The sequence below is a fragment of the Streptomyces sp. NPDC050619 genome, assembly GCF_040654815.1.
In the GTDB taxonomy this organism is placed as follows: domain Bacteria; phylum Actinomycetota; class Actinomycetes; order Streptomycetales; family Streptomycetaceae; genus Streptomyces.
In genome coordinates, this window is record NZ_JBFAIR010000006.1 from 172,718 (window position 1) to 199,293 (window position 26,576).

The window sequence follows — 26,576 nt, forward strand, 5'->3', positions numbered from 1 at the left end:
ACTGTAACAAGCGGGCAACGGCCGCGAAGGGGATTCCGGAGTACATTCCTCACCTTGGCTCAACGCCCCACAGTGAGGGCAGCATGATACGAAACGACTTCGAAAACCTCGAGAAGTTCGAGGCCGCCTCGTCGGAATTCTTCGTGCCGCTGCGTATCGGCATTCCGGCAGCGGGCGGACTCCGTGCCAGCTTCACCGGAGTGACGATCGACGGGGTCGTGATATCCCGCATCGCCGCCACGCCGTGCCGGATCCACCGGGACGTACGCACCATCGGCTCCACCGATCGCGAGCTGCTGAAGGTCGCGTTGCACCGGCGAGGGCGGGCGGGCGTCGAACAGGACGGCCGTCAAGTCTGTCTTCAGCCCGGCGATCTCGTGGCCTACGACACCACCCGCCCCTACGACCTCAGGCACTGGGACGACTTCGAGACCTTCGTCATCGGGATACCGCGCTCGCGGCTCGGGCTGAACGCCGAACTGATCGGTCGGCGCAGCGCGCTCCCGCTGTCGGCCGACTCGGGAATCGGACAGGTCGTGTCGGCGTGCATCACCGGACTCGGCTCCGGTATCGCGGAGGTCTCCCCGGCCGCCGGCATGCACCTCGCGGACGCGCTGATCTCGCTGATCATCTCGGCCTTCACCGATGCCTCGCCCGCCCGCACCGAGACCGAGTCGGACCCCGGCGACCGCATCCTCGCCTACAGCCTCGCCAATCTGGCCGACCCCGCCCTCTCGGTGAGCTCCGTCGCCCGCCGCCACGGAATGTCGGTGCGCTATCTCCAGAAGCTGCTGCACCGCCGGGACATCTCCCTCGCCGCCTGGATCAGGCACGAGCGCCTGCACCGCATCCACCGGGACCTGTCCAACCCCTCGCTGGCGAGCCGTACGACGGCCGAGATCGCGGCCCGCTGGGGAATCCTCGATCCCACGCACCTCAGTCGCGCCCTCAAGGCGGAGTTCGGCCGGACCGCCCAGCAGATCCGCCGCGCGGCCGGATCCTGAGGGACGTAGGGGAAATCCTTATGTCAGGAAGGGCTTTCCCAATGCCAGGAAGGGCTTTCCCATATGAATGCCGAAGCGGCCGGATTGTCCCGGCATCGACAGGCACTTAGTCTCGTAGTCGGGAGGTGACGGCAGTGGCGACAGGCCCGAGCCCGGACAGCCTCGTCTACATCATCGACGACGACCAGGAACTGTGCAGTTCACTGGCCTGGCTGCTGGAGTCCGTGCGCATCACCTCCCGTTGCTTCACCGACGTGAAGTCCTTTCTGGAGTCCTACGACCCGCAGCAGCCCGCCTGCATGGTGCTGGACGTGCGCATGCCGGAAGTGAGTGGCTTTCAGCTCCTGGAGACGCTGAACCGGGCCGGATCGGCGATTCCGGTCATCTTCGTCTCCGCCCATGGCGACATCAGAATGTCGGTGCGGGCACTACAGAACGGCGCCCTGGACTTCCTGGAAAAGCCCTACGATCCGCAGCACATACTCGAGGTCGTCCAGCAGGCACTGCGGACCGCGCGGGAACGGTTCGCCCTCGCTGCCCGGCAGCAGGTGCTCAAGTCGCGCCTGGACAGCCTCAGTCCGCGTGAGCGGGAAATCCTGCACATGGTGATCGACGGAATACCCAGCAAGAACATCGCGACACGACTGGGGATCAGCACGAAGACGGTCGATGTGCATCGCACCCGTATCCGGGAGAAGACCCGCGCCGAGAGCGTGGCGACTCTCGTCCGCGACGTGCTTCAGATGGGCCTGGCGTAAGGAATTCTCTAATGGTGCCGGGGTGACCGCTTTCCTAGGATTTCCCCTGTCAAGGTCTGCCCCCTTGACGAGGAGTGAACAATGGGACCCAGCTTCAGTGTCATGGTCACCGGCGCGCTGCCGATGGCCGCCTACGGCCCGCTCGCCAAGCAGGTCGAGGACGCCGGCTTCGACCAACTGCACATCGCGGACGACCTGGTCTTCCGCCCGGCCTGGCCTATCCTCACCGCCGCCGCCCTGAGCACCTCGCGCATCCGGCTGGGCCCGTTCATCATCACGCCGCAGGTCGCCCACCCCGTCTACCACGCCGCGAACCTCGCGGCGCTCGACGAACTGTCCGGCGGGCGCATGGTCGCGGGGATCGGCCGGGGCGGCTTCAACCCGCTCATCGGCGCCGTACCCCCGTCGAAACCGATGACGTGGATGCGCGAGGCGCACGCGTTGATGACGCGGATGCTCGCCATGGACCGCGCCCCGTTCGAGGGGCAGTACTTCACGGCCACCGAGGACCTCTACTTCCAGTTCCAGGTGCCGCGTCAGGTCCCGCTGTACGTCGGGACCTGGTCACCGCAGACGGCCCGGCTCGCCGGCACGATCGCGCCGGGGATGAAGGCCGACTGCGTCGCGAGCCCCGAGTATGTCGCCCGGCTCAAGGCCCAGTTCGCCGAGGGGCGGGCCAGTGTGGGGAAGTCGTTGGAGGGCACCGAATTCATCCTCGGTCCCCTGTGCGCGATCTCCGCCGATGCCGGCCGTGCCGAGGACTCCATCCGCGGGATGCTGGCCCTGCTCCAGCCGTTCCTCGCGCCGATGATCCGTGCGGTCGGCATCGGCGAGGACGAGGTGGAGGCCGCGTACACCGCCTTCACCAAGGGCGACATCGCCGAGGCGAAGGGCCTCGTGACGCGCCGCGCCATCGACGCGTTCAGCCTCACCGGCACGCCCGACCAGGTCGTGCGGCGGATCGGCGACCTGGTCGACGCGGGCGCCGACAACATCGCGTTCGGACCGCCCCATGGCGACGATCCGGTGGAGTGCATCCGCCTGATCGGCGAAGAGATCCTGCCCCGATTCACCAGCCGCTCCGCACGGAAGGTCGTCATATGAGTCATCTGACCGAGGACACCGACGCCCTCCTCCGTCGTCTCGAACGCGTCTGGAACGACCAGGACATCGAGAAGATCGCCAGTCTGTTCACCGACGACTGCGTCTACGAGGACTTCGCCGAGGGGGCGCATGTCACGGGACCGGACGGTGTCCGCCAGTTCGCGGCGGCCGTCTACGCCACCATGCCCGACTTCTCCCTCACGCTGCGCCGGATCGGCACCGGCCCGACGCACGGCGTGAGTGAGTGGACGATCACCGCGACCTGGCAGGGCGACTTCGAGGGGGTGGACCGGACAGGCACCCGCATCGAGTTCTCGGGACTGTCCATGTACGAGTTCGAGGACGGCCTGATCAGACGGAACTCCGACTGCTGGGACTACACGGTCCTGGCCAAGCAGATGCGGGTTCTCCCGGCGCGGCTGCGCGAATTCCTCTGACCACGACCGGATCCCCGGCCGCCCTCCTGGGGCAGCCGGGGATCCGGTCTGTCGGTCACTCCGCGCCCGCGCCGAACTCAACGACGCGGCGGCTCGGCGCGGGCGGTCCTGCCGAAGAAGACCCGGGTGAGCTGTACCCGGCTGCTGATCTCCAGCTTGGTGTAGATGCTCTTCATGTGCTGGCGCACCGTGTAGATGCTCAGGGTCAGCGCCTCGGCGATCTCACGGTCGGACAGCCCCGCGGCGACCATGCGCGCCACATCCGACTCCCTGTTCGACAGGGCGGGCCGGCCCTGGTTCACATAGCGCGGCTCGGCCGACTCCAGGGACAGCTCCATGACCTCCGCCCCCGGCTGTCCGGGCACCGACCGGATGCTGCAGTTGAGCACGTCATTCGCCCCGTCGCGCTTCCTGACCACATAGGAACGGCGCGATTCGGCGACCGACGGCTCGGTGTCCCGCAGAATCCGGTACAGGATGTCGCCGCCCTCCCGGAGGTCGTCCAGCAGCGCCGCGGCGGGCGGAGTGACGGTGGGCTCGGTGGAGTCGGGGCTGGTGTAGGCGACCGCGGCGGAGCTGTTCTCCAGGGCGAGGGTGACGACGTCCAGCCGTTGCTGGAGCTGCTGACGACCGCGCAGCGCGGTCACCGCACCGCCGACCACCCCGGCCAGGGCCGCCATGAAGTGCAGGTCCGTCTCGGCGACGGGCGTGTTCACCCGGTCGGAGGAGAAGTCGATGGTGCCGATGATCGAACCCCGGACCAGGATCGGCGCCTTGAGGACGTGGAGCATGTTCTCCAGGCGGTCCACCAGCCGGTATATGTCGGACTGCCGCCACTGCTGGAGGGATCGGCCCTCGAGGTTGTAGGCGGGCGACGCGGTCGCCATGACCTGCCGGAGTTCGTCGTCGACGGGCCGGCCCAGCCGCTCGTACGCCGCCAGGAAGCGGTTGCTCACATTGCGCGAGGCGTACCAGGACGGGCTGGTGGTGCCCTCGTTGAACAGGTACACCGCACTCATGGGGAAGTCGATGACACGCCGGGACAGGGAGAAGTACGCCTGCCCCAACTGCTCCAGGTCGTCCACGTCGGCCAGCACCGCGGCCAGCTCCGCCAGACTGGCGTAACGCTGTCCGTCACTGCGCACACCGGGCGCGGACCCTGCTCTGCCGTCGCTCTGCTGATTCCCCATCCGAGTGTGCCCCATCTCCACGGGCGCCCTCCGGCCAGACCAAGAACCGGGCCGGCGCCGGCCGCGCTGTCGAGAAGTCGAGCATCGGAATAACCCGGGCCTGGTACCGGTGCCGACCGCCCCGGCGGGAAGCTCCAGAGGCCACACATCGTCGGGTCCCGCGCGCTGCGCAGGCGGAGATATCCGCAGGTGAAATATAGCCTCCATGGCCCGATACCACCAGGGATGACCGGACTTGCCAGGGCCCGTGCGTACGGCGCCCCGACCGGGTCGGACCGGCCGTGAACCTACGTTCCGAAAGGGGTCGTCACAGGGCCGGTCTCACTTGACCAGCGGCAGGTTGGCGGGCGTGCAGGTACGGTCCTTGGGCGCCACGAAGTCCTTGACCGTCGCGCTGGTGATGAGCCCGTTCTTGACGACGTACTTGGTCGCGGGCTCGCCCTTGATGGCGGCCTGCATGGCGGCGACCGCCGCGACTCCGGTGCAGTACGGGTCGGTGTCGACCGAGGCGGTGAGGGTCCCGCTCTTGAGCGCCGCGATCGCCGAGGTGTCGCCGTTGGACCCGGTGACCAGGATCCCGTTCGGGCTTTCGGGGGTGTACACCTTCTTGCCGGCGGCGATGACGGCGGAGGAGACGCCGAGCGCCGTGGAGTCGTTGAAGCTCCAGAAGCCGGCGATGTCGGGGTGCGCCGACAGCAGGTCCTGGGCCAGCGCCGAGGCGCCGCTGCTGGTGTTCTGGGTGTTGTCCTGCTGGGAGACGATGGTCAGCCCGGCCCGCTTCGCCGCGGCCGTGAAGCAGTCGGTCATCCCCACGATCGACTTGACCGGGAAGCCCATCACCGCGATCTTCCCGTGCGGCTTGGCGGTGGCGAACAGGTCGGCGAGCTGGTCGAGGATTCCGCCGCTCTCGCAGCTGTAGACCTCCCACCAGACAGTGGAAGCCCCGGCCGTTCCCGCGGAGTTGATGCCGATCACCGGGATCTCGGCGCCCTTGGCGGCGGCGTAGGCGCCCGCGATGGCGTTCTCGTCCAGCGCCCACGCGGCGAGTGCGTCGACGTGCTGGTCGATCATGGTCTGGACGTTCGACACCTGGGTGTCGGCCGACAGGTTCGCGTCGTAGGTCTTGGCTTTCCAACCGAGGCCGGCCGCCCCGGACTTGAAGCCCTTGGAAATGTCCTGCTGGCCTTCCTGGGCCATCACCGGCGAGCCGAACGCGACGGTCTTGCCGCCGCCCGACCCACTCCCGACCGACTCGGAACCATCGGTTCCGCAGGCGGTGGCCACGGCCATGGCGCCGATCGCGAGGCCGCTGAGCGCGAGGCGCGAGAATCTGCTGTGCATGGCGTATGTCCGATCTGATGAGGGTTGATGAGGTTTGATGAGAGTTGGTGAAAGGTGTCGAGGGGTGGGCGGAGCCGCGGTTGGCGTCACGGCTCTTCGGCGACGGCGGCCGTCTCCTCCGCGGTGCGCCGGCGCAGGCTCCTCCAGCGCACCGCGCTCAGGCCGACCGCGAGGATGAGCAGGAGGCCGTTGACCGCCTGCCGCCAGAAGCTGGAGATGTCGGCGAGGGTCATGATGTTCTGCACCACGCCGAGGAAGAGCACTCCCAGCACGGTGCCCCAGATGCTGCCCTTGCCGCCGCTGAAGGAGGTGCCGCCGATCAGTACCGCGGCGAGTACGCCGTTGAGCAGCGAGGGATCGATCTGCGGGGAGGCTCCGGTGAGCCGGCCGACCTGGATGACGCTGCCGATCCCGGCGGCCAGCCCGGCCAGCGCGTAGACGGCCGCGGTGGTGTTCTTGACGTTGATGCCGTTGAGCCGCGCGGCCTCCGCGTTCGATCCGACCGCGAACACCGAGCGGCCGAAGCGGGTGTAGCGCAGCACTGAGGCGGTCACCAGGATGAGCAGCACGTCGAAGACCAGGATGATGGGCACCGACCCCAGCTCGCCGGTCGCGAACGTGTGCACCGGGCCGAAGGCGGGCTTGGTGAAGACGTCGACGGTGGAGCCGTTCTTCACCACCAGTGCCAGGCTCGCCGCGATGGACGCCATGCCCAGGGTGACCACCAGGAAGGAGATCGCCAGCCGGGAGATCAGCAGCCCGTTCACGGCCCCGAGCCCCGCCCCGAGGGCCAGGGCGCCCAGCACGCAGACGATCGTCGGCGCCCCGGAGGACAGCAGCAGTCCGAGTCCCATGCCCGCCGCCGCGGTCATGGAGACGACGGACAGGTCGATGCCGCCGGCGATGATGACGAAGGTGGAGCCGATCCCCAGTGACATGGCGACGCTGTTGGCCCCGACGATGTTCATCAGGTTCGGCCAGGTGAAGAAGGCCGGCTGGGCGATCGAGGAGACGACCATCAAGGCGACCAGGGCGATGACGACACCGCCCGTCTCGCCCAGGCGTGGCAGCGGCGGCAGTTGACGGCGTGCCCGCTCGCCGGGCTCGGCGCTGGAGGGTTCGGCCTGCTGTTGGAGAGCTGTCATGACGGTTCCTGTCAGGGGTGTGGCCGGGCGCCTGCGGCTGCTGGCCGGGCGGGCGGGCGGGTCAGACGGCTTCGGGCTGCGGACTGCCAGTGACCATGGCGCGGTTGATGGTCTCCTCGTTGATGTCGGCCCCGCTGAACTCCGCGACGGCCTCCCCCCGGTACATCACCAGCACCCGGTCGCAGACTCCGCACAGCTCGTTCAGCTCCGAGGAGATGAACAGCACCCCGGCGCCGCGGGCGGTCTGTTCCCGCAGCAGGGCGTAGATCGCGCTCCGGGAGCCGACGTCGATACCCCGGGTCGGCTCGCTCAGGACGTAGACGGGAAGGTTCAGGTCGAAGAGCCGCCCGATGGTGATCTTCTGCTGGTTGCCTCCGGACAGTGCCCGCACGGGTAGGTGCGGGGAGGCCGTCCGGATGCCGTATCGGCGCACCGCGTCGGCCACCCGGCCGCTTTCCGCCCGCGGCCTGCGGATCCCGTACCGGAAGACGTGCTGGGGCCAGGCCACGGAGAGGTTCTCGGTGACCGACCGCTCCGGGAGCAGGGCCTTGGCCTTCCGGTCCTCCGGTACGAATCCCAGGCCGCCGCGGAGTACGGCCCCGGGCCGGCCGAGCCTGATCGCCCGCCCGGCCGCCCGCACCCGGCCCTCGGCCGGGACGGCGCCGGCCAGGGCGTGGCCCAGAGCCTCCTTGCCGGAGCCCGAAAGACCGGCCACGCCGACGATCTCCCCGGCCCGTACCGACAGGTCGACCGACCGCAGTCCCTGGGCCCGCGCCGAGAGGCCGACGGCGCTCAGGACCGTGTCCGCGCCGTCCAGTTCGTGGCCGCGCCTCCCGTAGTAGTCGCCCAGTTCACGGCCCACCATGAGGCGGACGAGGTCCTCCTCCGGCGTCCGCGGGATCGGGACGGTGGCCATGATCCGGCCGTCCCGCAGCACGGCGGCGGAGGTGGCGGCCCGGTAGATCTCGTTCATCCGGTGCGTGATCATCACGACCGCGGTGCCCAGCGTGCGGCGCTGCTCGACGAGTTCGAGCAGCCGGTCTGCGGCCTTCTCCGACAGGGAGCTGGTGGCCTCGTCCAGGATGAGCACCCGGGGGTGGGTGGCCAACGCCCGTGCGATCTCGACCTGTTGCTGGAGTTCGATGGACAGGTCACCCACCCGCGCGCGGGGGTCGATCGTCATCCCGTACGTCTCCAGCAACTCGGCGACCGCGGACCGCAGCCTGCGCCAGGACACCGCGACCCTGCCGGACACCGGCAGCCGGCCCAGGAAGACGTTCTCCGCGACCGTCAGGTCGGCGGCCAGGGTCAGCTCCTGGCTGATCAGCGCGATCCCGTGAGAGAGCGCGGTCTTCGCGTCGGGAATGCGTGCGGGTTTTCCGTCCACCAGTATTCGTCCGGCATCGGGAGCGAGCATCCCGCCGAGAATCCGGGCAATCGTCGACTTCCCCGAACCGTTCTCACCGGTAAGCGCGGTCACTGTGCCGGCATGAAATTCCACGTTGGCGTCCCGCAGCACGACAGCGCTTCCGAAACGCTTCGTTATTCCTTCGGCCCGCAGCAACGGAGCGGGTCTGACCTGCTCATCTCCGGAATTCATGGCCGAATGCTAGGCGGGAGAACTCGCCTATAACCATCCCCACTGAGGGTAAAATAACACCTCCCTAGTTCTAGGGAGGCGCATCAGACTCCACCTCTCTTTTTCAGATTTCTATTCTATTGTGAAATAGTTTCCGAAAGTCCGGTCATGTTGCCCTCATCAACACCGAGGCCGAGGGATAGTCGCTGGCCCAGCCCGCGGTCAACGGCGCGACGAAGACATTCTCGGTGCGCGTGCGCGTGATCTTCCAGGCGCCGTCGACCTTGCGGAAAGCGTTGTTCAGCCGACTCGAGCGCAGCAGGGACTTACCGTCGGAGAAGAGCCACGGCTGGATGTGGATCCACTGGCCGGTCGCCTCGTCGCCGTCGACATGGATCTGCTCCGAGGTCAGGTAATGCGCGTTCAACAGCAAAGCCGGGTCCTGCTTCTGGCCCCAGAACCTGTCGAAGTGCTCTCGGATCGCGGCCGCTCCCTCGGCGCGGCCGAACTGACCGTCGTAGTACTCCCCCACGCCCTCCCAGACGGCGTCCTCGGCGTACAGGTCCATGATCAGGTCGATGCGGTCCCCGTCGTTGCGAACGCCGTACTCGGGGATCGGGGTGTCGCACAGGAACATGTAGCGCGTCTGGAGCCGGCGGATCTCGGACTCGGCCTCCAGCTTCTCTATCCGCTCGACGAGGCCGGCGATGGTGGTGGCGTCGACAGTGGTGGGACTGGTTGTGGGACTGGTTGTGGGATTGGTTGCGGGACTGGTCATGGGACTCCTTTCGTAAGTCATGGGACTCCCGTCGTCGTGTCCGGTTCGGTCAGGGGGGTCGGCGGTTCGCCGGCCCAGGCTCGGCGCAGCAGCCGGGTGAGTCCCTCGGCGGTGACCTCGCGCGGATTGGCGTACGGGGCGGCCAGCGCCAGCTCGACGATCCGGTCGATCGCTGCTTCCTTCATGCCGAGTTCGCGCAGCGAGCCGGGGGCGCCCAGTTTTCGGGCGAGTTCCCACAGCGCCACCGCGGGGTCGGCGCCGCCCAGCGCGCGCCCGAGCGCTGCGACCGCTTCAGGGGCGCTCGGCTGGTTGTACGCGAGGGCGTGCGGCAGGACGACGGTGTGGGTGTCGGCGTGCGGCAGGTCGAGGGTGCCGCCGAGCGTGTGGCACAGCTTGTGGTGCAGGGACATGGTGGTGGCGCCGAGGCAGACCCCGCACAGCCACGCACCGTACTGGGCCTCGGCGCGCGCCAGGACGTCCGCGCCGTCGGCCACCACGGCGGGAAGCGTGGTGGCGAGGGCCCGCGTTCCGTCCTCGGCCATGAGGCTGATGACCGGTGAGGCGTCCGGGGCGTAGAGGGCTTCGACGGCGTGCGCGATGGCGTTCATGCCGCTGGTCGCGGAGACGGCCGGCGGGAGGCTCAGGGTGAGTTCGGGGTCGTACAGCACGCTGACCGGCAGGACCCGGAGGTCCTTGCCGGTGCGCTTGCGGCCGTTCTCGGTCAGCCCCCATACGGAGGTCATCTCCGAACCGGCGTACGTCGTCGGGACCGCGATGATCTTCAGGCCGTGTTCCAGGGCGATCGCCTTGCCGAGACCGATCGCCGAGCCGCCGCCGACCGTGACACAGCCGTCGGCCCCCAGCTCCGCCACGCGGTCGCGCGCCTCGGCCACGGACTCGACGGGGACGTGCATGCGGGCATGGGGGTGCACTCCGGCGGCGCGGTCGCCGATCAGCTGGGCGACGGCGTGGCCGAGCTCCTCCTGTTCCGGGGAGCACAGGACGAGCACGCGCTCGAGTCCTGCCCGGTCGATCTCGTCGGGCAGTTGGGCGACCACGCCGGGGCCCATCACCACGCGCATCGGCAGCGCCTGGTACGCGAAGGCTCGGGCGCGGTTCCGGTTCATCGGTCGGCCTCCTGGGCGGTCTCGCCGGTCTCGCCGGTCTCGCCCGTCTCACCGAGGAGGGTGATGTCGAAGTGGACGGCGCGGTACGGGTTGTCGAAGCCGAGTTCGGCCGCGCGGGCGGGGTCGTCGACCCGGGTGAAGTCGCGTATGAGGCTCTCCTTGACGCCGAAGACCACGTCCGAGCCGATGTACGGGCTGTCCTTGACGAACAAGTGGGTGATCAACGGCCGGTGCCCTTCGGCGCTCACCAGGAAGTGCACATGCGCGGGCCGGTACGGGTGCCGGTGTGTGGCTTCGAGCAGACGTCCGACGGGCCCGTCCACGGGGATCGGGTAATAGCGGGGAACGATGGAGCGGAACCAGAACTCGCCGTTCTCGTCCGTGGTGAACAGGCCGCGGAGGTTGCGATCGGGTTGGACGCCGGGCTGCTGCACGTCGTAGAAGCCCTCGGCGTTCGCCTGCCAGACGTCGACTTCGGCGTGCGCGAGGGGTACCCCCGTCTCGTCCGTGACGCGCCCGGTGACCAGGCACTGTTCGCCCTTGCCGTCCAGCGCGATGAGGTCGCCCGGTTTCCTGGGGGGTGACTCGACCATGTGGAAGGGTCCGAGCACGGTGGACTCGGTGGCCAGCTCCAGCGAACGGTTGTTGACCGTCTCGACCAGCATGGAGACGCCCAGCACGTCCGAGAGCAGGATGAACTCCTGCCGTACGTCGGTGCACGCCTGACCTGTCTCGGTGAGAACGGCGATCGCCGCTTCCCACTCCTCGTCGGTGAGCTCGACCTCCTTGACGAAGTCGTGCAGGTGCCGCACGAGGGAGCCCAGGACCTCCCTCAGTCTCGGGTCGGTGTCCGTGCCGAAGCTCGCGACGACGATCTCGGCGGACCTGCCTTCACTGAACAGCGAAGATGCGTTCATCGTTGTGCGGCGACTCAGGCGAGGTTGATCCATACGCCCTTCGTCTCGGTGAACTCGTCGATCGCGCTCCCGCTCATCTCGCGGCCCCAGCCGCTGGCGCCGAAGCCGCCCCAGGGCGCGGCCGGGTCGAGGAACGGCAGCATGTTCACGTAGACCGTGCCGGCCCGGATCGTGGCGGCCAGGTTGTGTGCGGTGGTCAGGTCCTTGGTCCACACGCAGGCGGCGAGCCCGTAGTCGGTGTCGTTCGCCCGGGCGGCCAGTTCGTCGGCGTCGTCGTAGGAGAGGATCGAGAGCACCGGACCGAAGATTTCCTCCCGCGCGATCGTCATGTCGTCGGTGACGCCGCTGAAGACAGTCGGCTGGAAGAAGTAGCCGGCGGCGAGGTCGCCGTCGGGAGAGCCGCCGCCGGTGACCAGTTCGGCGCCCTGCTCGACACCGAGGCGCACGTAGTCGGCGACGCGGTCGACCTGATCCTGCGAGACCAGCGGGCCCAGCACCGTGTCCGGGGACATGCCGGGCCCGAGCGGCAGCCCGGCCGCCGCTGTGGCGATCTTCTCGGTGAACTCGTCGACGCGGCGGGAGTCCACGAAGAAGCGGGTGTACGCCGCGCAGACCTGACCGCTGTTGAGCATTCCGCCCTGGAGGTTTCCGGCCACCGCGGCGTCGATGTCGGCGTCCCGGGCGACGATGCTGGGTGCCTTGCCGCCGAGTTCGAGGCTGAGCCGCTTCAGGTTGCCCGCGGCGGCGGCCACGATCAGCTTGCCGACCTCCGTCGAGCCGGTGAAGGAGACCTTGTCCACGTCGTCGTGCTCGGTCAGCGCCTTGCCGGCCACCGGACCGCCGGTCAGACAGTTGACCACCCCGGCCGGAATCCCGGCCTCGACGCAGAGCCGCGCCAGGAACACCGTGGTCAGCGGCGTCTGTTCGGCCGGTTTGAGGACGACCGTGTTGCCGCAGGCCAGCGCGGGCGCGAGTTTCCACGCCGCGATGGCGAGCGGCAGGTTCCACGGCGTGATCAACGCGCACACGCCGATGGGCTCACGCCGTGTGTAGTGCATCGTGCCGGGGATGGAGACGGCGGACACCGAGCCTTCGATCTTGGTGCACCAGCCGGCGTAGTACCGGAACATCTCGATGGCCAGCGCCACGTTGAAGCCCCTGGCGACGCCGATCGGCTGGCCTTGGTCGCGGGTCTCCAGCTCGGCGAGCTCGTCGGCGTGCTTCTCGATGAGGTCGGCGACAGCCCAGAGCAGCCTTGCCCGAGCCGCCGGGGTCATGGTGCGCCATGCCGGGTCCTCGAAGGCGGTGCGGGCCGCGGCGACCGCCGCGTCGACGTCGGCCGGCCCGGCTTCGGCGACGGAGCCGAGGGGTATCCCCGTCGCCGGGTCGTAGGTCTTGAACTCGGCGCCGTCCGCGGCCGGAACCCAGTCCCCGCCGATCAACAGACTCGATGGCATATCCATGGCCGGTCCTTTCTGCATAGCAGTGGAAGTGGAAGTGAAAAGGAGGGGGGAGGAAAGAGAAGTCGACGGAGTGGTCGTCACCGGTCGGCGAGGAGGAGGTCGGACGCCTTCTCGCCGATCATGATCGCCGGAGCGTTGGTGTTGCCCGACGGGACCGCCGGCATGATCGACGCGTCCGCCACCCGCAGCCCGGCGATTCCGTGCACCCGCAGGCTCGGGTCCACCACGGACAGCGAGTCGAGTCCCATGCGGCAGGTGCCGACCTGGTGCTGGTACGTGCTGACCGCGCGGCGCACATACGCGCGCAGGTCGTCCCGGGTACGGGCCTCGGGGCCCGGAGCCACCTCGGCCTTGCGCCATTCGTCGAAGGCGGCCGCGCCACCGATCTCGCGGCACAGCTCCACGGCGTCCACGAGCGCTTCGAGGTCGTACCGCTCGGCCAGCATGTTCGGGTCGACCAGAGGCAGCGCCTCGGGGTCGGCCGAGGCGAGGCACAGGGTGCCGCGTGACAGCGGCCGTACGATGCCGGGCGTGATGGTGTAGCCGTGCTCCGGGACCGGATAGCTGTCCGCCGGGTAGACGACGTGGAAGAACAGCGGCTGGATGTCCGGTCCGGGGCGGGCGGAGTCGGTGCTGGCGAACAGCTGCGCCTCCAGGAGGTTCGCCTTGCCGGGCGGTAGCGGCTTGGTCGCCTCGTAGACGTTGAAGACGACGGCGTGGTCGTGCAGGTTCTCCCCGACCCCGGGCAGGTCGTTCCTGACCTCGATGCCCATCTCCTTGAGGTGCGCGGCCGGTCCGATGCCGCTGAGCAGGAGCAGTTGGGCGGATCCGATGACACCGGCGGACAGGACGACCTCGGCCGCCGCACGGGCCTGGTGCAGGACCCCGTCCACGGCGTACTCGACGCCGACCGCCCGGTCGCCGTCGAACAGGATCCGGTGCGCGCGGGCGCCGGTGGTCACGGTCAGCGCCGGGTTGCCGAGCACCGGGGCGACAAAGCTCTGCCAGGCGCTCATCCGCTTGCCGTCCCGGGCGGTGAGGTGGTTGAAGCCGACGCCGGACATCTGCTCGCCGTTGAAGTCGTCGGTCCGCGGGATGCCGAGCCCGGCGGCGGCCTCGACGAAGGAGACGGCGGTGGGGTGCGGATCGCTGATACGGGAGACCGGCAGCGGACCGCCCGCGCCGTGCCATGCGCTCGCGCCGTCGACATGGTCCTCCGAGCGCTTGAACAGCGGGAGCACGCTGTCCCAGTCCCAGCCGGGGCAGCCGTTGTAGGCCCAGGAGTCGTAGTCGCTGCGGTGCCCCCGGACGTAGATCATTCCGTTGATCGAGCTGCTGCCGCCCAGCACCTTGCCGCGCGGCCAGACGATGGATCGGCCGTTCGCATGCCGCTGCGGGCTGGTGGGCACCGACCAGTCCACGTCACTGCCGAGCAGCGCCGGCCATGCCTGGGGAGTGCTGATCAGCGGGTCGTCGTCGGAAGGCCCGGCTTCCAGGACATGCACGCTGTGCCCCTGATCGAGCAACCGCCGCGCGATGACACTGCCCGCCGACCCGGCACCGACCACCACATAGTCGTGTTCCGTGGATTCTGTTCTCGCCAAGTCGCTCGTCATGTCGCTCGCCATGTCGTTTCGCCTCCCCAGTCCTGTGTCTGGCGGTGACGTTAGACAGCGGAGCGGCGGGGCGGGCACCATCACGCGCCCCGGTATTCGCCAGTTCGCGCCCGGCATTCGCCAGTTCACGCATCGGGCGCTTCGCCTCTGGCGATCACCGAAATGATATCGGCGTACTTCCCACCCATAACAGTTCACTTCCGGGAGAGACGATGACCGACCCGGGCGGGCGCACCACTTTCTTGACCTGCTATGCCGATATCCACGACTACGGGTGGCATCACGTCGACCTGTTCGTCCACGATGCCGAGGGCAAGGAGATCAACTGGGTCCACTGGCAGGTCGACGAGGACGGGCCGGACGCCGCGGACCGCGCGACCGCCCGCGTCGAACCGGCGCTGCGCCGCACCGGCGAGTGGGAGCACGGGTTCCGGGCCGACGGCAGCAGCTACTGGACGGCGCGAGCGGCGTGGACCGAGTGAGCGCGGACGACCTCGAACTCGCCGACTACCGGCAGCTCGTCCAGGGCCTGAAGTACTGCGTGCTGCTGCACGACGCCACGACGTACGAGATCCTCTGGGCGAACAAGGCCGCCTGCCGGCTGCTGGAGTGGACGGTCGACGAGCTGAAGCCGCTCAAGGCGCCGGACATGTCCAAGAACGCGCGGCAGTACAGCCGCGAGCTCGGGCACCGCTGGCTGCGCCGGGCGGTCGACCACGGAGAGAGCGCCACCGAGTGGTGTTACCGGTCGAAGAGCGGCGAGGAGATCCTGACGGAGGCCATCGCGATCCGGGTGGAGCTGCCGTCCAGGCCGATCGTGATGGTGCAGTTCCGCGACATCGCCGAGGAGAAGGCCACCCAGCGCGACCTGTTCCGGACCGAGGGCCGGCTGCGGGCGTTCCTGCGCAATCTCGCGGAGGGAATCGTCGTCCTCGACGAGGACGGAGTGGTCGCCTTCGCCAGCGAGTCCGCCGCACAGCTGCTGGACGTCGACGTCACCGCACTGACCGGCTCGGATTTCGCCCGGTTCTGCGATCCGCCGTCCCGGCGGGTCCTGAGCGAGAGCATCGAGAAGACGTCCAAGGGAGCGCCTCCCCAGGATTCGAGGTACCGGCTGGCCACGCCCGGCGGCGACCCCAAGTGGTACGCGGGCACGTGCCAGTACATCGAGATCGAGAGCGACCTGCGCGGGCATCTGCTGCTGTTCCACGACATCTCCGACCGGGTGCGCACGGAGGAGGAGCACCGCAGGGACACCCAGTACCTCAATCACCTGGCCAGGTACAACGCGATGGGCGACATGGCGATGGCCATCGCACACGAGGTCAGCCAGCCACTCGCCGCCGCGTACAACTTCGTCGAGGGCGCCCGCAGCAGGCTCGGCGACTCCGGCCCTGTGGACAATGCGCAGGTGGCCTGGGGCCTCGAAAACGCCAAACGCCAGATCGAGCGATCGAGCCAGATCCTCAAGAGCCTGCGGCAGTACGTCGTACGGCTCGAACAGTCCGAGCAGCTGATCGACCTCAACGCGATCGTCAGGGACTGCCTCTACTTCATCGACCTGAGAGCCCAACAGCATTCCGTCGCCCTCGCACTCGACCTGACCGCCGAGCCGCTCCCGGTGCGCTGCGAGAAGGTCCTGATCGGACAGGTCGTGATGAATCTCGCCTTCAACGCCATCGACGAAATGGCGCGATGGCCGGTGCGACAGCGCAGAGTCGAGCTGGCCACCAGGCGCTCGGACGGCCACGCCGAACTGGTCGTCCGCGACTACGGGCAGGGGCTGTCCGCGATGCCCGGCGGCAAGGTCTTCGACGGTGTCTTCACGTCGAAGGAGAACGGAAACGGTATCGGTCTGGCCCTGAGCCACCGCATCATCACCCGTCACCGCGGTCACATCCGGGCCGCGGAGCACACTCCTCACGGAGCGGCCTTCTCCTTCGGCCTCCCCTCGGCGCACCCGTAAAGAAATCCTCATGCCGGTGAAGAAATCACCCAAAGTCGTTGCGTCCGACCCCGATTGTGGGATCTGTGATGCGCAAATAGCCTCAATCTCGACCTCAATCTCAGTCTCAGTCTCAATGCGCAATGGCCGATACGAGGCAGAACCCGCTGCCGTCCAAGGAGCCCGGTGATGAAGCGAACTCCCGACCCCTCAGCGGACCGAGACCCCGCCCGACCGGCGCTGCCGACCTTCGCGGAGGTCCTCGCGCACGTGGCGGACCGTCGCACCGAATTCACCGAGAAACGTCACGTTCCGCGCGACATGATCGAGGAATTCCGGCAGATCGGCCTCTACCGTGCCACGACACCGAAGCGGTTCGGCGGCGACGCCCTGCCGCCCGCGGAGTTCCTGCGCCTGATCGAGCGGATCTCCGAGGTGGACGGTTCGGCCGGCTGGGTCGCGAGCTTCGGGTCGTCGGGCGTCTATCTGGCGGGCCTGCCCCTCGACACCCAGGCCGAGTTGTACGCCGACGGCCCCGACGTGGTCTTCGCCGGAGGCCTGTTCCCGCTCCAGCCGGCCGAGCGGGTCGACGGCGGCTTCAGGGTCACCGGGCACTGGCGGTTCGCGAGTGGCTGCACGGGCGCCGATCTCCTCGGTGTGGGCATCGGCGTCGGCGACGCGTCGTCGGGCAAGCCGCGCACCGCCGTCCTGCGCCCCCAGCAGGTCGAGATCGTGGAGAACTGGGACGTGGTCGGTATGGAGGGCACCGGCAGCCACGACCTGAAGGTGGACGGCGTGGTCGTCCCCGAGGAGTGGACCTTCGTGCGGGGCGGCGGCTCCACCGTGGACGAACCGCTCTACCGCTACCCGACCATCGCCTACGCCGCCCAGGTGCTGGCCGTCGTCAACCTCGGCATCGCCCGCGCCGCCCTGGACCACACCATCCGCATCGGCGCGGGCCGGGTCGGCCTCACCGGCGCCCCCCAGCTCGCCGACCGCGCCTACTACCGGATCGCCGTGGGCAAGGCGGAGGCCCAACTCCGGTCGGTCCGTTCCTTCTTCTACGAGGTGACCGAGGAGGTCTACCAGGCGGTGGCCGCGGGCGCACCCGCCACCGCCGAGCAGGCCGGCCTCCTCCGCCTGGCCGCGACCCACGCCGCGCGGGTGGGCTTCGACGTCGTCCGCGACGCCTACACGCTCTCCGGAACGACGGCCATCCACGCCGACCACCCCATGCAGCGCTACCTGCGAGACGCCTCGGTGGTCCCGCAGCACGCCTTCCTCACCGAGGGGATGTACGACGGCGCGGGGGCGGTGCTGATGGGGGCCAAGCCCTTTCCCGGCTTCGTGTGACTCCCCGTCTGGTACACGCCCGTCCACCCTCAGCCGCAAGAGGACGTAAGGGACGTAAAAGGCCGCAAGAGGCCGCAAGAGGCCGTAAGTCACTGAAGGGATCAACATGCCCGAGCCAATCCCCACCCCCCTGCGGGTCCTGTTCTGCATCGGTATCAACCAGAACTTCTTCGACCTGCCCACCGGCCACGGCGGCCCGGTCTGGAAGGCGTTCTCGGGAATGATGGACGAACTCGCCGCCATGCCCGGGGTCGACGTCCTCGGTGACATCGACGACGACCAGCACATGGTCGGCCCGTCCACGACCTGGCCGTGGACCTGCTACATCCTGGCCGACGTCGCCGACCAGCAGACGGTCGCCGCCGTCTGCAACCTCTTCCGCACCACGCCGGTGGACGATCACCTACTCTGGCGCTACGCCACGATCGAGGCACGCATCGGCCGCCCGCTGACCACCCCCGCGAGCGTACGGTGACGCCCGGCGCCGACCCGGCCGCCGCCGCGGCGGACCTCGTCCGGGAAGACCGGGTGTCGGCCGCGCTCTACACCGATCCGGCGCTGTTCGAGCTGGAGATGGACCGTATCTTCCACCGGACCTGGGTGTGGGTGGCGCACGAGAGCGAGATCCCGGGCGCCGGGGACTTCCGTACGGCGTACGTCGGCCGGCAGCCGGTGATCGTCACCCGCGACCGCCGCGGCGGGATCAACGTCATGGTCAACCGCTGCCGCCACCGCGGCGCGAGCCTGTGCGAGGTCCCCCGAGGCAAGGCCAACGGCTTCACCTGCCCCTACCACGCCTGGTCCTACGCGCTCGACGGCAAGCTGCGCGGCATCCCCTACCCCGACGGCTACGAAGACGTACTGGAGAAGAAGGACTTCGGGCTCCAGCGCCTCAAGGTGGGCGTCTACGCGGGCATGATCTTCGCCAGCTTCAACGAGGACATCGAGCCGCTGGAGGACTTCCTCGGCGGGGCACGGCTGTGGATCGACCGCTTCATGAAACAGGGCGCCGGCTACCCGGTGAAAGTACAGGGCGAGCACCGGTTCCGGTTCAACGGCAACTGGAAGATCCAGCTGGAGAACACCACCGACGGCTACCACTTCCCGATCGTGCACCGCTCCTGGATGTCCTCGGTCGACTCCGAGACGGCGAGCATGCTCTCCTTCATGACCGACGAGAAGGCGGTCACCCACGCGCTGGGCAACGGCCACAGCGTCATGGTCATGGTCCCCGAGCACGTCGACCTCGACGAGGACGACGGCACCGAGCAGTTGCAGGCCCGCTTCAGCCACATCGTCGACGAACTGTCCCGCGACTTCGACCCGGCCGGCGTCCGGCGCATCGTCCGCTCCCTGCACGGCTCCGGATTCAACCTGAACCTGTTCCCGAACGTCGCGATGTCGATGTCGTTCTTCCGCGTCCTGCGGCCGGTCTCCGTGGCGGAGACCGAGATCCGGCACATGGCCCTGGGCATGGACGGCGGCCCGGAGATCGTCAACCGCGAACGCCTGCGCATCCACGAGCACTTCCAGGGCCCGTTCGGCTTCGGCAGCCCCGACGACTCCGAGGCCTGGGACCGCGTACAGCGAGGCGTCGCGGGCGGCCCCGACATGCCGATCCTGGTCAACCGCGGGCTGGAACGCGAGCACAAGGCCGAGGACGGCGACACGGTCTCCCACGCGACCGACGAAACGGGCATGCGCGAGGCCTACGCGATGTGGAAGAGGATGATGACCGATGCTCACTGAGCAGGCGCTGCTGGGCCTCACCGATGCCCGGGTGAGCGCCGCCGTCCAACTGGTGTGGCGCGAGGCGCGGCTCCTGGACGGCAAACGGTACGAGGAGTGGGACCGCCTGTGGGCCCCCGACGGCCGCTATGTGATCCCGATCGACCCGGAGACGGAGGACTTCGAGTCGGCCCTCAATATGGTCTACGACGACGACCGCATGCGCCGGATGCGCATCGAGCGGTTGACCACCGGCTACTCGATCTCGGCGGTGGCGGCGGCCCGGACTGTACGGACGGTGTCGAACTTCGTGGTCGTAGAGGCGGTCGTACGGTCCGAGGCGTCGGAGGAATCGGAGGGGGCGGCCATTGAGCTGAACTCCGCGCAGGTGCTGGTCGGTTACAAACGCGAGGAGACCTTCGTCCTCGGCGCGGACCTGACCCACCGGATCGTCTTCGACGACGGCGAGCCACGGATCGCCCGCAAGGTGATCCGGCTGCTCAACTCGCAGGAAGCCGTGTACGCGACGGGGTTCCTGCTGTGAGCGACACAGAGGACTCGGCGGACTCAACGGACTCAACGGACTCAATGGACTCAATGGACTCAGCGGGCAGGGTCGCCGTGGTCACCGGCGCGGCCCGGGGCATCGGACAGATCATCGCCGCCCGGCTGCACGCGCAGGGCTACCGGGTCGCTCTCGCCGACCTCGACGGCGAGGAGGCCGGCAAAGCCGCCGCCGCACTCGACCCGGGCCACGAAACCGCCATCGGCCTGTCCATCGACGTACGGGAGAAGTCCGCCTTCGAGCGGGTCCGCGACGAGGTCACCGCCCGCTGGGGGACGGCACACGTGCTGGTCAACAACGCCGGGCAGTCGAAGGTCGAGTCGCTGATGGACATCACGCCGGAGAGCTTCTCGTCCGTGGTGCGGACCAACCTCGACGGTGTCTTCCTCGGCAGCCAGGTCTTCGGGGCGTACTTCGCGGACCGCGGCCACGGCCGCATCGTCAACATGGCCTCCCTCGCCGGCCAGAACGGCGGCACGGCGACCGGCGGCCACTACGCGGCTGCCAAGGGTGGAGTCGTCACCCTGACCAAGGTGTTCGCACGCGAACTGGCTCCGCGCGGAGTGACCGTGAACGCGGTGTCGCCGGGCCCGCTCGACCTCCCCGTCACCTATGACCTCATCGGCCCGGAGAAGGCGGCAGCGCTCCGGCAGAACATCCCCGTCGGCGAACTCGTCTCGCCCCTGTTCGTCGCCGACACGGTCGCGTTGCTGGCCGCCGCGCACGCCGGTTCGGTGACCGGCGCCTGCTGGGACGTGAACGGCGGGCTGTACGTGCGATGAGCACAGTCCGCGTCACTCACATCGTCGCCGAGACGGACACGGTCAAGTCCTTCCGCCTGGTCCGGACCGACGGCGCACCCCTCGGCCCGCATCCGGCCGGCGCGCACATCGACGTGACGGGCCCGACCGGAATCACCCGGCAGTACTCGCTGTGCGGACCGCCGTACGAGACGGACTCGTTCCTCGTGGCGGTCAAGCGCGAGACCTCCTCGCGCGGCGGCTCCGCCGCCCTGCACGACGGCGTGCACGTCGGCAGCGAACTTCGCATCAGCGAACCACGCGACCGGTTCGGCCTCGTGCCGGAGGCCCGGGAGCATGTGCTGCTGGGCGCCGGCATAGGCATCACACCGCTGCTCGGCATGGCACACCAACTGCACCGAGAGGCAGGGAACTTCAGGCTGCACTACTTCGCCACCGCGCGCGAGCGGGCGCCCTTCACGGACCTGCTGGAGCGGTCGGCCTTCTCCGAGCGGGTGCGGTTCCACTTCGAGGTGCCGCGGACGGGGCAGCAGGCGGTTCTCGACTCGATCCTGTCGGCCTTGTCGGCCCTGTCGGCCCTGTCGGCCTTGGATTCGGGCACCCACGTCTATACGTGCGGCCCGAAGGAGTTCATGCAGCGAGTCACCGCCACCGCGACCCGCTCCCTACCCGAAGACCGTGTGCACGTAGAGCACTTCCAGGCCCCCGATCCCTCAGAGGCTCCTGGCGCGGCGTTCGAACTCGAACTCGGCACGGGCGAGGTGTTCACGGTCCCCGCGGACCGCAGCATCGTCGATGTCCTGGCGGACCACGGCTTCGACGTGGACACCTCCTGCCGGGAGGGAATCTGCGGAACCTGCGTCGTGCCCGTTCTGGCAGGGGAACCGGACCACCGCGACAACTGCCTGACCCGGAAGGAGAAGGCGGCGAACGACCAGATCGCCATCTGCGTCTCCAGGACCCGCGGCCGACGCCTGGTCATCGAACTCTGATCGGAAAGAGAGAAAGCGGATGCCGAAGATCAAGGAGACGAGAGAGACGAGAAAGACGAGGGAGGAGACGAGAATGGCGGCGACAGATAAAAAGCCCAACCGGACCGAATTCCGCGAGGCGATGGCGCACCTGGCGGCGGGCGTCAACATACTCACCACCGACGGCCCCGGCGGCCGATACGGAATGACGGTGAGCGCCGTCTGCTCCGTCACCGACACCCCGCCCACGATCCTGGTCTGCGTGAACCGCGGCAGCGCGACACACGACGTGGTCACCGGCAACCGCCGCGTGTGTGTCAACGTGCTCGGCTCACACCACGAGGAACTGGCTGTGCACTTCTCCGGCGCCACCAAGGTCCCCATGCCCGAACGTTTCGACTGGAACATCTGGGACCGGACGGAACCGGTCCCCGTCCTGCCCGACGCACTGGTCAACATCATCGGCCTCGTCCGCGACCGAAAGCCCATGGGCTCCCACAGCGTGATGTTCGTGGAGGTGGAACGGGTCCGCGTCCGCCAGGGCGACAGCCTGGTGTACTTCAACCGCCGGTTCCACAGCCTCGCCATGTCCCACAACACGCCTCAGAACACGGTGGGCGACGAGTGAAGGAAACGGTGAACCTGACGTTGGAGGAAACGCTGGGGGCAATCACCAGCGGCCGGACGAGCCCCACCGAGGTAGTCATCGCGACCCTGGAACGCCTGGACGCAACGGAACAGGACATCCGAGCCTGGGTCCGGGTCGACAGGACCGGCGCCCTGAACCGGGCCAGGGAACTCGACAACGGTCCGGTGCATCCGGGGGGCGGCCTGCCGCTGTACGGCATCCCTTTCGGGGTGAAGGACATCATCGACGTACGCGGCACACCAACCGAATGCGGCTCTCCGCTGCGGCGGGGCCGGATCGCGGCAGCCGACGCATGGGTGGTCGACCGACTCCGACGGGCAGGCGCCATTCCGCTCGGCAAGACGGTAACGACCGAGTTCGCGTACTTCGCTCCCGGCCCGACGCGCAACCCCCACAACCTGTCCCACACCCCCGGCGGCTCATCCAGCGGCTCGGCCGCCGCCGTGGCCGCAGGCGTGGTACCACTCGCACTCGGCAGCCAGACCGCGGGCTCACTCACCCGCCCGGCGGCGTTCTGCGGCGTCGCGGGTTTCGTAGCACCGACCGGCTCGTGGCCAACCACGGGCATCACCGGCCTGAGCCACACCCTCGACTCGGTCGGCCTGATCACCCCGTCGGTCACCGACCTCCGCCTGGTCCACGGCGTTCTGTCCGAGGAGCCGCGTACGCGCACCCCTCGGTCCGCGTCCGACCACCCCAGGCTGCTGGTGTGGACCGCGGCCGAACTGGGCGACGTGGAGAAGCCGATGCGCGAGGCCCTGGCACGGACGACCGAGGGAGCCCGCGCACAGGGCGCCACAACCGAAGACCTGAACTGGGCCGCACGCACCCCCGCCCTCGTGACCGCGCACACCACGGTCATGGCATACGAGAGCGCCCGAGCCCTGGCGGAGGAGTCCCGCCACCCCGACCACCTGAGCCCCCAACTGGCAGAACTCCTGTCCGCCGGCCGCCGAATCACGAACGACGACTACCGTACGGCCCTGTCCACCGCCGCCAGGGCCCGCACCGACATCCTGACCACCCTCACGACCGCCGACGCAATCCTGGCCCCCGCAGCCCTCGGCCCCGCCCCACACGGCCTCACCGCCACCGGCACCCCCGTACTCAGCCGCCCCTGGCAACTCCTCGGCCTCCCGGTACTCACGGTGCCCGGCCACACGGACGCCGAGGGCATGCCACTCGGCCTGCAACTGATCGGCCACCCCGACCGGGTGGACGTACTCTTCGCGATCGGGGAGCGGCTTGAGGGGCTCGCGCGGGGAGCATCGTCGCGGGGGCGCTAACCGCTCAGGGCGGACGCGCGGAGCTGCTGATGGCACAGTGTGGCCAGGGCCCGGCAAGTCAGGGCCATGTCTTCCACGTGGACGGCGGCCGTGTGGTGGTTCGGGCCCGGCCCTTCGTCGAGGGTCTTGCGGGCGCGGATGAGGAGCCAGCGCGCGGTCTCGCGGTCGCTGGTGTCCTCCGGCTGCGCCTCGATCGCCGCTTCCAGCTCGCCGGCCAGCAGTTCCACGTACCCGCGCAGGTAGCCGGTCAGCCTGTCCACCTCGGCCCGGTCAGGGACCGTGGCAGGCAGCCCGCTGCTCAGCTCCAAGGCATCCGTCCAGGCCCGACGGAACAGGTCGAAGTCGAGCGGCCTGCGGTCACGCATCGTCAGTCTCCTTCGCCCCGGCCAGGAGGAAACGGCCCATGGCGACCATCTGCGCGACCGCACCGGACTGACAAAGAGTTCCGGGGCGGTCCATCGGCACGCACCAAGAGGAACGAGCCAGGTACCGGCTTGAGCCGATGCTCGGGTGCGGCACGCCGAGGAAGCTGTCCGCGACGAGGCAGGCCATGCCCGGCACACGCCAAGTGGCGCACGCGCTGGACGGGACCAGGAAGTAGTACCGGCCTGATTGCCGATCGACGAACACCGGTCCGCCGTGCAGCGCAGCAGCCAGGTACTCATCTACCCCGGCGCGGTCCTCACTGCGAGCAGCGGCGACCACGACATCGGCCGACACGCGAATGGCAGAGAAGTGAACGCCGCAGCGCAGGAGCGCGACATCCATGGACTGCCACTCGGCGCGCGCTCGGGCCGGATCGTCGGCAGCCTGCAAGAGCCAATTGGTGACGTCCAACTCGTCATCGACGCGCGTGTGCACCAGCACCCCAGCCTCCGGGTCCGACGTCATCTGTCCGGCTTCTCTCCTCACCGCTTGGCCTCCGGCGACCGCACGCAGCGTCGCCTGAGGTGACACATTCGGGTCATGTACGTGGTTAACGGTGCCCATGAGCAACTGCCTCCCTACTAGCCTCAATCCGGGATGGATACGACGTTAGAAATTCGGCGCCACGGTCTGAAATGACCGTGAGTACAGGTGGTTTGCGCTCGAACCCCGGAAACGGACACCCCATGCGGCCAAGCTCACGACAAACCCTGATCGGCGGTACGGGAATGCCGACGCGGCCCCGTTCAGGCCTCATCTCGGGGTACGTCCTGCGCGTCATCAGGGAACAACAGGGCTACACCCAGGAGGAGCTCGCCGAGCACCTGATGGTCTCCCCGGACACCATCGCCGGCTGGGAGACAGGACGCCGCCCGCTCACCTCCGTGCCGGTCGGCCAGCTGCTCATGCACCGTCACCGGCTCATGCAGATGAGCACACCGTCCGCCCTCCTTCAGGCGCTGGAGCGTGCCCTTGAGGCGGACGTACTCCTTGGAACGGTCCTCGGCGAAGACACCGCGGTCAAGGAAAGCCCACTCGGCGCGATGGTGTTGCAGCGGGAACTCGGCGAAGTCCTGGCGTGGCCGCTCAACGGGGTACCACCACAACCAATCCGGGACTTGCCTCGGCCGCCGCGCCCCCGGCGTGGCCCCGCCCCAGCCGGCCCTCAGCTCAGCCACTCAGAACGCGCGGCGTTCTTCTCCACCATGCGGCACACCGCCGAGCAGGCCCGCGGCCAAGGACAGTTCTTACTCCGCCGCCAGGCCCTCTACCTCTCCGGCTACGACACACAGACCGACACAGCGGACTGGCTCGCCCATCAACAACGCACCGAACACCCAAGTGACTGGCTGACCTTGTGGCTCAACGCCCGCAGTGTCGCGGCCGTCGCCGCCCGGCAGGGCGACCGAGACCGCATGAGCCACTTCATCAGCACCGCGCTGACGGACGACGACACCGGCGAGGCCGCCAACCTGAACTACTGGGCGTACTGGGTCGGCGAGATGCAACACATGGAACTTTCGGACGACTTCATCGCCGACCGCACACCCCGCCCGTGGCCCGGCGACAAGCTCCTGTCCCACCTCGTCCAGGGCTTGGAGCCGCACCACGGCTACGTCGATCTCAACATCCACTCAGTGTGGTCGCTGCTTCAGATCCGCCCCAACCTGCTGCGATCCGGTGTGGCCGCCCGGGCCCTACGCGACCGGCTCCCCGTGATGTTGGATAGCCGTGAGCTTTCGCCGCGCGGGCGACGGGAGTTGGGAAGCATCCGGTACGCGATCCGCCTCTCCGAGGCGTGAGAGGAGCCCACGGTGTCCGAGGACCTGACCGCGGTTGCCCGTTTCCTGTACGAGGCGGGCACGCTGAAAAACACCGCCCGCACTGGATGGTGGATGGCCGGCGTGCAGCATCCCGAGTCGGTCGCCGAGCACTCGTGGCGCACCGCCCTCATCGCAACGATCATCGCAAAACTGGAGGGTGCCGACCCGGCCCGGGCCGCATTCCTCGCCGTATGGCACGACTCCCAGGAGACCCGCACGGGAGACGTCAACCACCTCGGCAAGAAGTACACAGGCGGAGAAGCCGACCCCCGCGACATCACCGCCGACCAAGTGGCCGGCATGCCCGAGCTCCTGGCAGAAGCCGTACGCGACCTGGTCGCCGAGTACGAGGCCAAGGAGTCCCCGGAAGCGATCTGCGCACGCGACGCCGACAAGCTGGAGTGCATGATCCAGGGCATCGAATACCGGGACCAGGGCTACGCCAACGCCCAGCGGTGGATCGACAACAGCCGGGGGCGGATTGTCACGAAGACGGGGCAGGCGCTTGCTGATGCGGTGTTGGGTTCGGGGTCGTTGGATTGGCTTCGGGCTGCGCTTGGCGAGCGGGAAAGCTGAGTTCAGACCAGACAAAGTCGTACCCGACGCGGTT

Annotated in this window: 27 protein-coding genes; 16 read left to right on the top strand and 11 right to left on the bottom strand. The window is 68.6% G+C overall.

Going from position 1 to position 26,576, the window contains the following annotated elements:
• Window positions 1-83: 83 nt before the first annotated feature.
• The 4 genes from AB0I77_RS13120 (at window position 84) to AB0I77_RS13135 (ending at window position 3,303) form a co-directional block, all read left to right on the top strand.
• On the top strand, window positions 84-1,004 hold the full coding sequence (locus AB0I77_RS13120; RefSeq protein WP_363282574.1) for a helix-turn-helix domain-containing protein: 921 nt from the start codon (window positions 84-86) through the stop codon (window positions 1,002-1,004).
• A gap of 134 nt (window positions 1,005-1,138) precedes the next feature.
• Window positions 1,139-1,762: a response regulator gene (locus AB0I77_RS13125; RefSeq protein ID WP_363282576.1), complete on the top strand. Its 624-nt coding sequence runs from the start codon at window positions 1,139-1,141 to the stop codon at window positions 1,760-1,762.
• Window positions 1,763-1,843: 81 nt separating this feature from the next.
• Entirely contained in the window at window positions 1,844-2,866 is a 1,023-nt protein-coding gene (locus AB0I77_RS13130; RefSeq protein WP_363282577.1) for an LLM class flavin-dependent oxidoreductase, read from the top strand.
• A complete protein-coding gene (locus AB0I77_RS13135) occupies window positions 2,863-3,303 on the top strand; it encodes an ester cyclase (RefSeq protein WP_363282578.1) in 441 nt (146 codons plus the stop codon). The genes AB0I77_RS13130 and AB0I77_RS13135 overlap by 4 nt, the downstream gene beginning before the upstream one ends.
• Before the next feature lie 77 nt (window positions 3,304-3,380).
• Here the strand turns inward: AB0I77_RS13135 and AB0I77_RS13140 are convergent, their stop codons facing one another.
• From AB0I77_RS13140 to AB0I77_RS13180, 9 genes are all read right to left on the bottom strand, one after another.
• Window positions 3,381-4,493, bottom strand: coding sequence for a LuxR C-terminal-related transcriptional regulator (locus AB0I77_RS13140; protein WP_363282580.1), 1,113 nt, complete (start codon window positions 4,491-4,493; stop codon window positions 3,381-3,383).
• Window positions 4,494-4,814: 321 nt separating this feature from the next.
• The gene (locus AB0I77_RS13145) at window positions 4,815-5,834 is read right to left on the bottom strand and encodes a substrate-binding domain-containing protein (RefSeq protein WP_363282581.1); all 1,020 of its coding nucleotides are present in this window, start codon (window positions 5,832-5,834) and stop codon (window positions 4,815-4,817) included.
• A gap of 86 nt (window positions 5,835-5,920) precedes the next feature.
• Window positions 5,921-6,979 (bottom strand): ABC transporter permease, encoded by a 1,059-nt coding sequence (locus AB0I77_RS13150; RefSeq protein WP_363282583.1) that lies wholly within the window; start codon window positions 6,977-6,979, stop codon window positions 5,921-5,923.
• Between the two features lie 61 nt (window positions 6,980-7,040).
• Window positions 7,041-8,579 carry a sugar ABC transporter ATP-binding protein gene (locus AB0I77_RS13155; RefSeq protein WP_363282584.1) on the bottom strand — a complete coding sequence of 513 codons (1,539 nt, stop codon included), beginning with the start codon at window positions 8,577-8,579 and terminating at the stop codon, window positions 7,041-7,043.
• 145 nt (window positions 8,580-8,724) lie between these two features.
• On the bottom strand, window positions 8,725-9,336 hold the full coding sequence (locus tag AB0I77_RS13160; RefSeq protein WP_363282585.1) for a nuclear transport factor 2 family protein: 612 nt from the start codon (window positions 9,334-9,336) through the stop codon (window positions 8,725-8,727).
• A 17-nt stretch (window positions 9,337-9,353) separates the two neighbouring features.
• Window positions 9,354-10,463 carry a maleylacetate reductase gene (locus AB0I77_RS13165; protein ID WP_363282587.1) on the bottom strand — a complete coding sequence of 370 codons (1,110 nt, stop codon included), beginning with the start codon at window positions 10,461-10,463 and terminating at the stop codon, window positions 9,354-9,356.
• Window positions 10,460-11,380 carry an intradiol ring-cleavage dioxygenase gene (locus AB0I77_RS13170; RefSeq protein ID WP_363282589.1) on the bottom strand — a complete coding sequence of 307 codons (921 nt, stop codon included), beginning with the start codon at window positions 11,378-11,380 and terminating at the stop codon, window positions 10,460-10,462. Before AB0I77_RS13170 ends, AB0I77_RS13165 begins: the two co-directional genes overlap by 4 nt.
• Before the next feature lie 14 nt (window positions 11,381-11,394).
• Window positions 11,395-12,843: an aldehyde dehydrogenase family protein gene (locus AB0I77_RS13175; RefSeq protein ID WP_363282591.1), complete on the bottom strand. Its 1,449-nt coding sequence runs from the start codon at window positions 12,841-12,843 to the stop codon at window positions 11,395-11,397.
• 77 nt (window positions 12,844-12,920) lie between these two features.
• The gene (locus AB0I77_RS13180) at window positions 12,921-14,471 is read right to left on the bottom strand and encodes a GMC family oxidoreductase N-terminal domain-containing protein (protein ID WP_363282592.1); all 1,551 of its coding nucleotides are present in this window, start codon (window positions 14,469-14,471) and stop codon (window positions 12,921-12,923) included.
• 200 nt (window positions 14,472-14,671) lie between these two features.
• Here AB0I77_RS13180 and AB0I77_RS13185 point away from each other — a divergent pair, with 200 nt between their 5' ends.
• From AB0I77_RS13185 to AB0I77_RS13230, 10 genes are all read left to right on the top strand, one after another.
• The gene (locus AB0I77_RS13185; RefSeq protein ID WP_363282593.1) at window positions 14,672-14,941 is read left to right on the top strand and encodes a hypothetical protein; all 270 of its coding nucleotides are present in this window, start codon (window positions 14,672-14,674) and stop codon (window positions 14,939-14,941) included.
• Window positions 14,929-16,425: a PAS domain S-box protein gene (locus tag AB0I77_RS13190; protein WP_363282594.1), complete on the top strand. Its 1,497-nt coding sequence runs from the start codon at window positions 14,929-14,931 to the stop codon at window positions 16,423-16,425. Before AB0I77_RS13185 ends, AB0I77_RS13190 begins: the two co-directional genes overlap by 13 nt.
• 168 nt (window positions 16,426-16,593) lie before the next feature.
• A complete protein-coding gene (locus AB0I77_RS13195) occupies window positions 16,594-17,757 on the top strand; it encodes an acyl-CoA dehydrogenase family protein (protein WP_363282595.1) in 1,164 nt (387 codons plus the stop codon).
• 106 nt (window positions 17,758-17,863) lie between these two features.
• A complete protein-coding gene (locus AB0I77_RS13200) occupies window positions 17,864-18,232 on the top strand; it encodes a hypothetical protein (protein WP_363282596.1) in 369 nt (122 codons plus the stop codon).
• On the top strand, window positions 18,229-19,506 hold the full coding sequence (locus AB0I77_RS13205) for an aromatic ring-hydroxylating dioxygenase subunit alpha (RefSeq protein ID WP_363282597.1): 1,278 nt from the start codon (window positions 18,229-18,231) through the stop codon (window positions 19,504-19,506). The genes AB0I77_RS13200 and AB0I77_RS13205 overlap by 4 nt, the downstream gene beginning before the upstream one ends.
• On the top strand, window positions 19,496-20,029 hold the full coding sequence (locus AB0I77_RS13210) for an aromatic-ring-hydroxylating dioxygenase subunit beta (protein WP_363282598.1): 534 nt from the start codon (window positions 19,496-19,498) through the stop codon (window positions 20,027-20,029). Before AB0I77_RS13205 ends, AB0I77_RS13210 begins: the two co-directional genes overlap by 11 nt.
• A 53-nt stretch (window positions 20,030-20,082) precedes the next feature.
• The gene (locus AB0I77_RS13215; protein WP_363282599.1) at window positions 20,083-20,832 is read left to right on the top strand and encodes an SDR family NAD(P)-dependent oxidoreductase; all 750 of its coding nucleotides are present in this window, start codon (window positions 20,083-20,085) and stop codon (window positions 20,830-20,832) included.
• Window positions 20,829-21,803: a PDR/VanB family oxidoreductase gene (locus AB0I77_RS13220; protein ID WP_363282600.1), complete on the top strand. Its 975-nt coding sequence runs from the start codon at window positions 20,829-20,831 to the stop codon at window positions 21,801-21,803. The genes AB0I77_RS13215 and AB0I77_RS13220 overlap by 4 nt, the downstream gene beginning before the upstream one ends.
• A gap of 73 nt (window positions 21,804-21,876) precedes the next feature.
• A complete protein-coding gene (locus tag AB0I77_RS13225; protein WP_363282601.1) occupies window positions 21,877-22,410 on the top strand; it encodes a flavin reductase in 534 nt (177 codons plus the stop codon).
• 8 nt (window positions 22,411-22,418) lie between these two features.
• Window positions 22,419-23,717, top strand: a complete 1,299-nt coding sequence (locus AB0I77_RS13230; RefSeq protein WP_363282602.1) for an amidase — start codon at window positions 22,419-22,421, stop codon at window positions 23,715-23,717.
• On the opposite strand, the gene AB0I77_RS13235 is transcribed toward AB0I77_RS13230, so the two are convergent.
• On the bottom strand, window positions 23,714-24,082 hold the full coding sequence (locus tag AB0I77_RS13235; RefSeq protein WP_363282603.1) for a DUF6415 family natural product biosynthesis protein: 369 nt from the start codon (window positions 24,080-24,082) through the stop codon (window positions 23,714-23,716). The two genes, AB0I77_RS13230 and AB0I77_RS13235, sit on opposite strands and share 4 nt — an antisense overlap.
• On the bottom strand, window positions 24,075-24,707 hold the full coding sequence (locus tag AB0I77_RS13240) for a hypothetical protein (RefSeq protein WP_363282604.1): 633 nt from the start codon (window positions 24,705-24,707) through the stop codon (window positions 24,075-24,077). The genes AB0I77_RS13235 and AB0I77_RS13240 overlap by 8 nt, the downstream gene beginning before the upstream one ends.
• 164 nt (window positions 24,708-24,871) lie before the next feature.
• Here AB0I77_RS13240 and AB0I77_RS13245 point away from each other — a divergent pair, with 164 nt between their 5' ends.
• Window positions 24,872-25,945 carry a helix-turn-helix transcriptional regulator gene (locus tag AB0I77_RS13245; RefSeq protein ID WP_363282606.1) on the top strand — a complete coding sequence of 358 codons (1,074 nt, stop codon included), beginning with the start codon at window positions 24,872-24,874 and terminating at the stop codon, window positions 25,943-25,945.
• 12 nt (window positions 25,946-25,957) lie between these two features.
• Entirely contained in the window at window positions 25,958-26,542 is a 585-nt protein-coding gene (locus AB0I77_RS13250; RefSeq protein WP_363282607.1) for an HD domain-containing protein, read from the top strand.
• Window positions 26,543-26,576 lie beyond the last annotated feature (34 nt).

Excerpts from the sequence above, each read along its gene's own strand:
- AB0I77_RS13215 (WP_363282599.1), top strand. The coding sequence starts at position 20,083 with ATGGACTCAGCGGGCAGGGTCGCCGTGGTCACCGGCGCGGCCCGGGGC.
- AB0I77_RS13155 (WP_363282584.1), bottom strand. The coding sequence starts at position 8,579 with ATGAATTCCGGAGATGAGCAGGTCAGACCCGCTCCGTTGCTGCGGGCC.
- AB0I77_RS13135 (WP_363282578.1), top strand. The coding sequence starts at position 2,863 with ATGAGTCATCTGACCGAGGACACCGACGCCCTCCTCCGTCGTCTCGAA.
- AB0I77_RS13200 (WP_363282596.1), top strand. The coding sequence starts at position 17,864 with ATGCCCGAGCCAATCCCCACCCCCCTGCGGGTCCTGTTCTGCATCGGT.
- AB0I77_RS13245 (WP_363282606.1), top strand. The coding sequence starts at position 24,872 with ATGCCGACGCGGCCCCGTTCAGGCCTCATCTCGGGGTACGTCCTGCGC.
- AB0I77_RS13225 (WP_363282601.1), top strand. The coding sequence starts at position 21,877 with ATGGCGGCGACAGATAAAAAGCCCAACCGGACCGAATTCCGCGAGGCG.
- AB0I77_RS13130 (WP_363282577.1), top strand. The coding sequence starts at position 1,844 with ATGGGACCCAGCTTCAGTGTCATGGTCACCGGCGCGCTGCCGATGGCC.
- AB0I77_RS13170 (WP_363282589.1), bottom strand. The coding sequence starts at position 11,380 with ATGAACGCATCTTCGCTGTTCAGTGAAGGCAGGTCCGCCGAGATCGTC.
- AB0I77_RS13240 (WP_363282604.1), bottom strand. The coding sequence starts at position 24,707 with ATGGGCACCGTTAACCACGTACATGACCCGAATGTGTCACCTCAGGCG.
- AB0I77_RS13195 (WP_363282595.1), top strand. The coding sequence starts at position 16,594 with ATGAAGCGAACTCCCGACCCCTCAGCGGACCGAGACCCCGCCCGACCG.
- AB0I77_RS13210 (WP_363282598.1), top strand. The coding sequence starts at position 19,496 with ATGCTCACTGAGCAGGCGCTGCTGGGCCTCACCGATGCCCGGGTGAGC.
- AB0I77_RS13220 (WP_363282600.1), top strand. The coding sequence starts at position 20,829 with ATGAGCACAGTCCGCGTCACTCACATCGTCGCCGAGACGGACACGGTC.
- AB0I77_RS13235 (WP_363282603.1), bottom strand. The coding sequence starts at position 24,082 with ATGCGTGACCGCAGGCCGCTCGACTTCGACCTGTTCCGTCGGGCCTGG.
- AB0I77_RS13120 (WP_363282574.1), top strand. The coding sequence starts at position 84 with ATGATACGAAACGACTTCGAAAACCTCGAGAAGTTCGAGGCCGCCTCG.
- AB0I77_RS13180 (WP_363282592.1), bottom strand. The coding sequence starts at position 14,471 with ATGGCGAGCGACATGACGAGCGACTTGGCGAGAACAGAATCCACGGAA.
- AB0I77_RS13185 (WP_363282593.1), top strand. The coding sequence starts at position 14,672 with ATGACCGACCCGGGCGGGCGCACCACTTTCTTGACCTGCTATGCCGAT.
- AB0I77_RS13165 (WP_363282587.1), bottom strand. The coding sequence starts at position 10,463 with ATGAACCGGAACCGCGCCCGAGCCTTCGCGTACCAGGCGCTGCCGATG.
- AB0I77_RS13175 (WP_363282591.1), bottom strand. The coding sequence starts at position 12,843 with ATGGATATGCCATCGAGTCTGTTGATCGGCGGGGACTGGGTTCCGGCC.
- AB0I77_RS13160 (WP_363282585.1), bottom strand. The coding sequence starts at position 9,336 with ATGACCAGTCCCGCAACCAATCCCACAACCAGTCCCACAACCAGTCCC.
- AB0I77_RS13150 (WP_363282583.1), bottom strand. The coding sequence starts at position 6,979 with ATGACAGCTCTCCAACAGCAGGCCGAACCCTCCAGCGCCGAGCCCGGC.
- AB0I77_RS13140 (WP_363282580.1), bottom strand. The coding sequence starts at position 4,493 with ATGGGGAATCAGCAGAGCGACGGCAGAGCAGGGTCCGCGCCCGGTGTG.
- AB0I77_RS13145 (WP_363282581.1), bottom strand. The coding sequence starts at position 5,834 with ATGCACAGCAGATTCTCGCGCCTCGCGCTCAGCGGCCTCGCGATCGGC.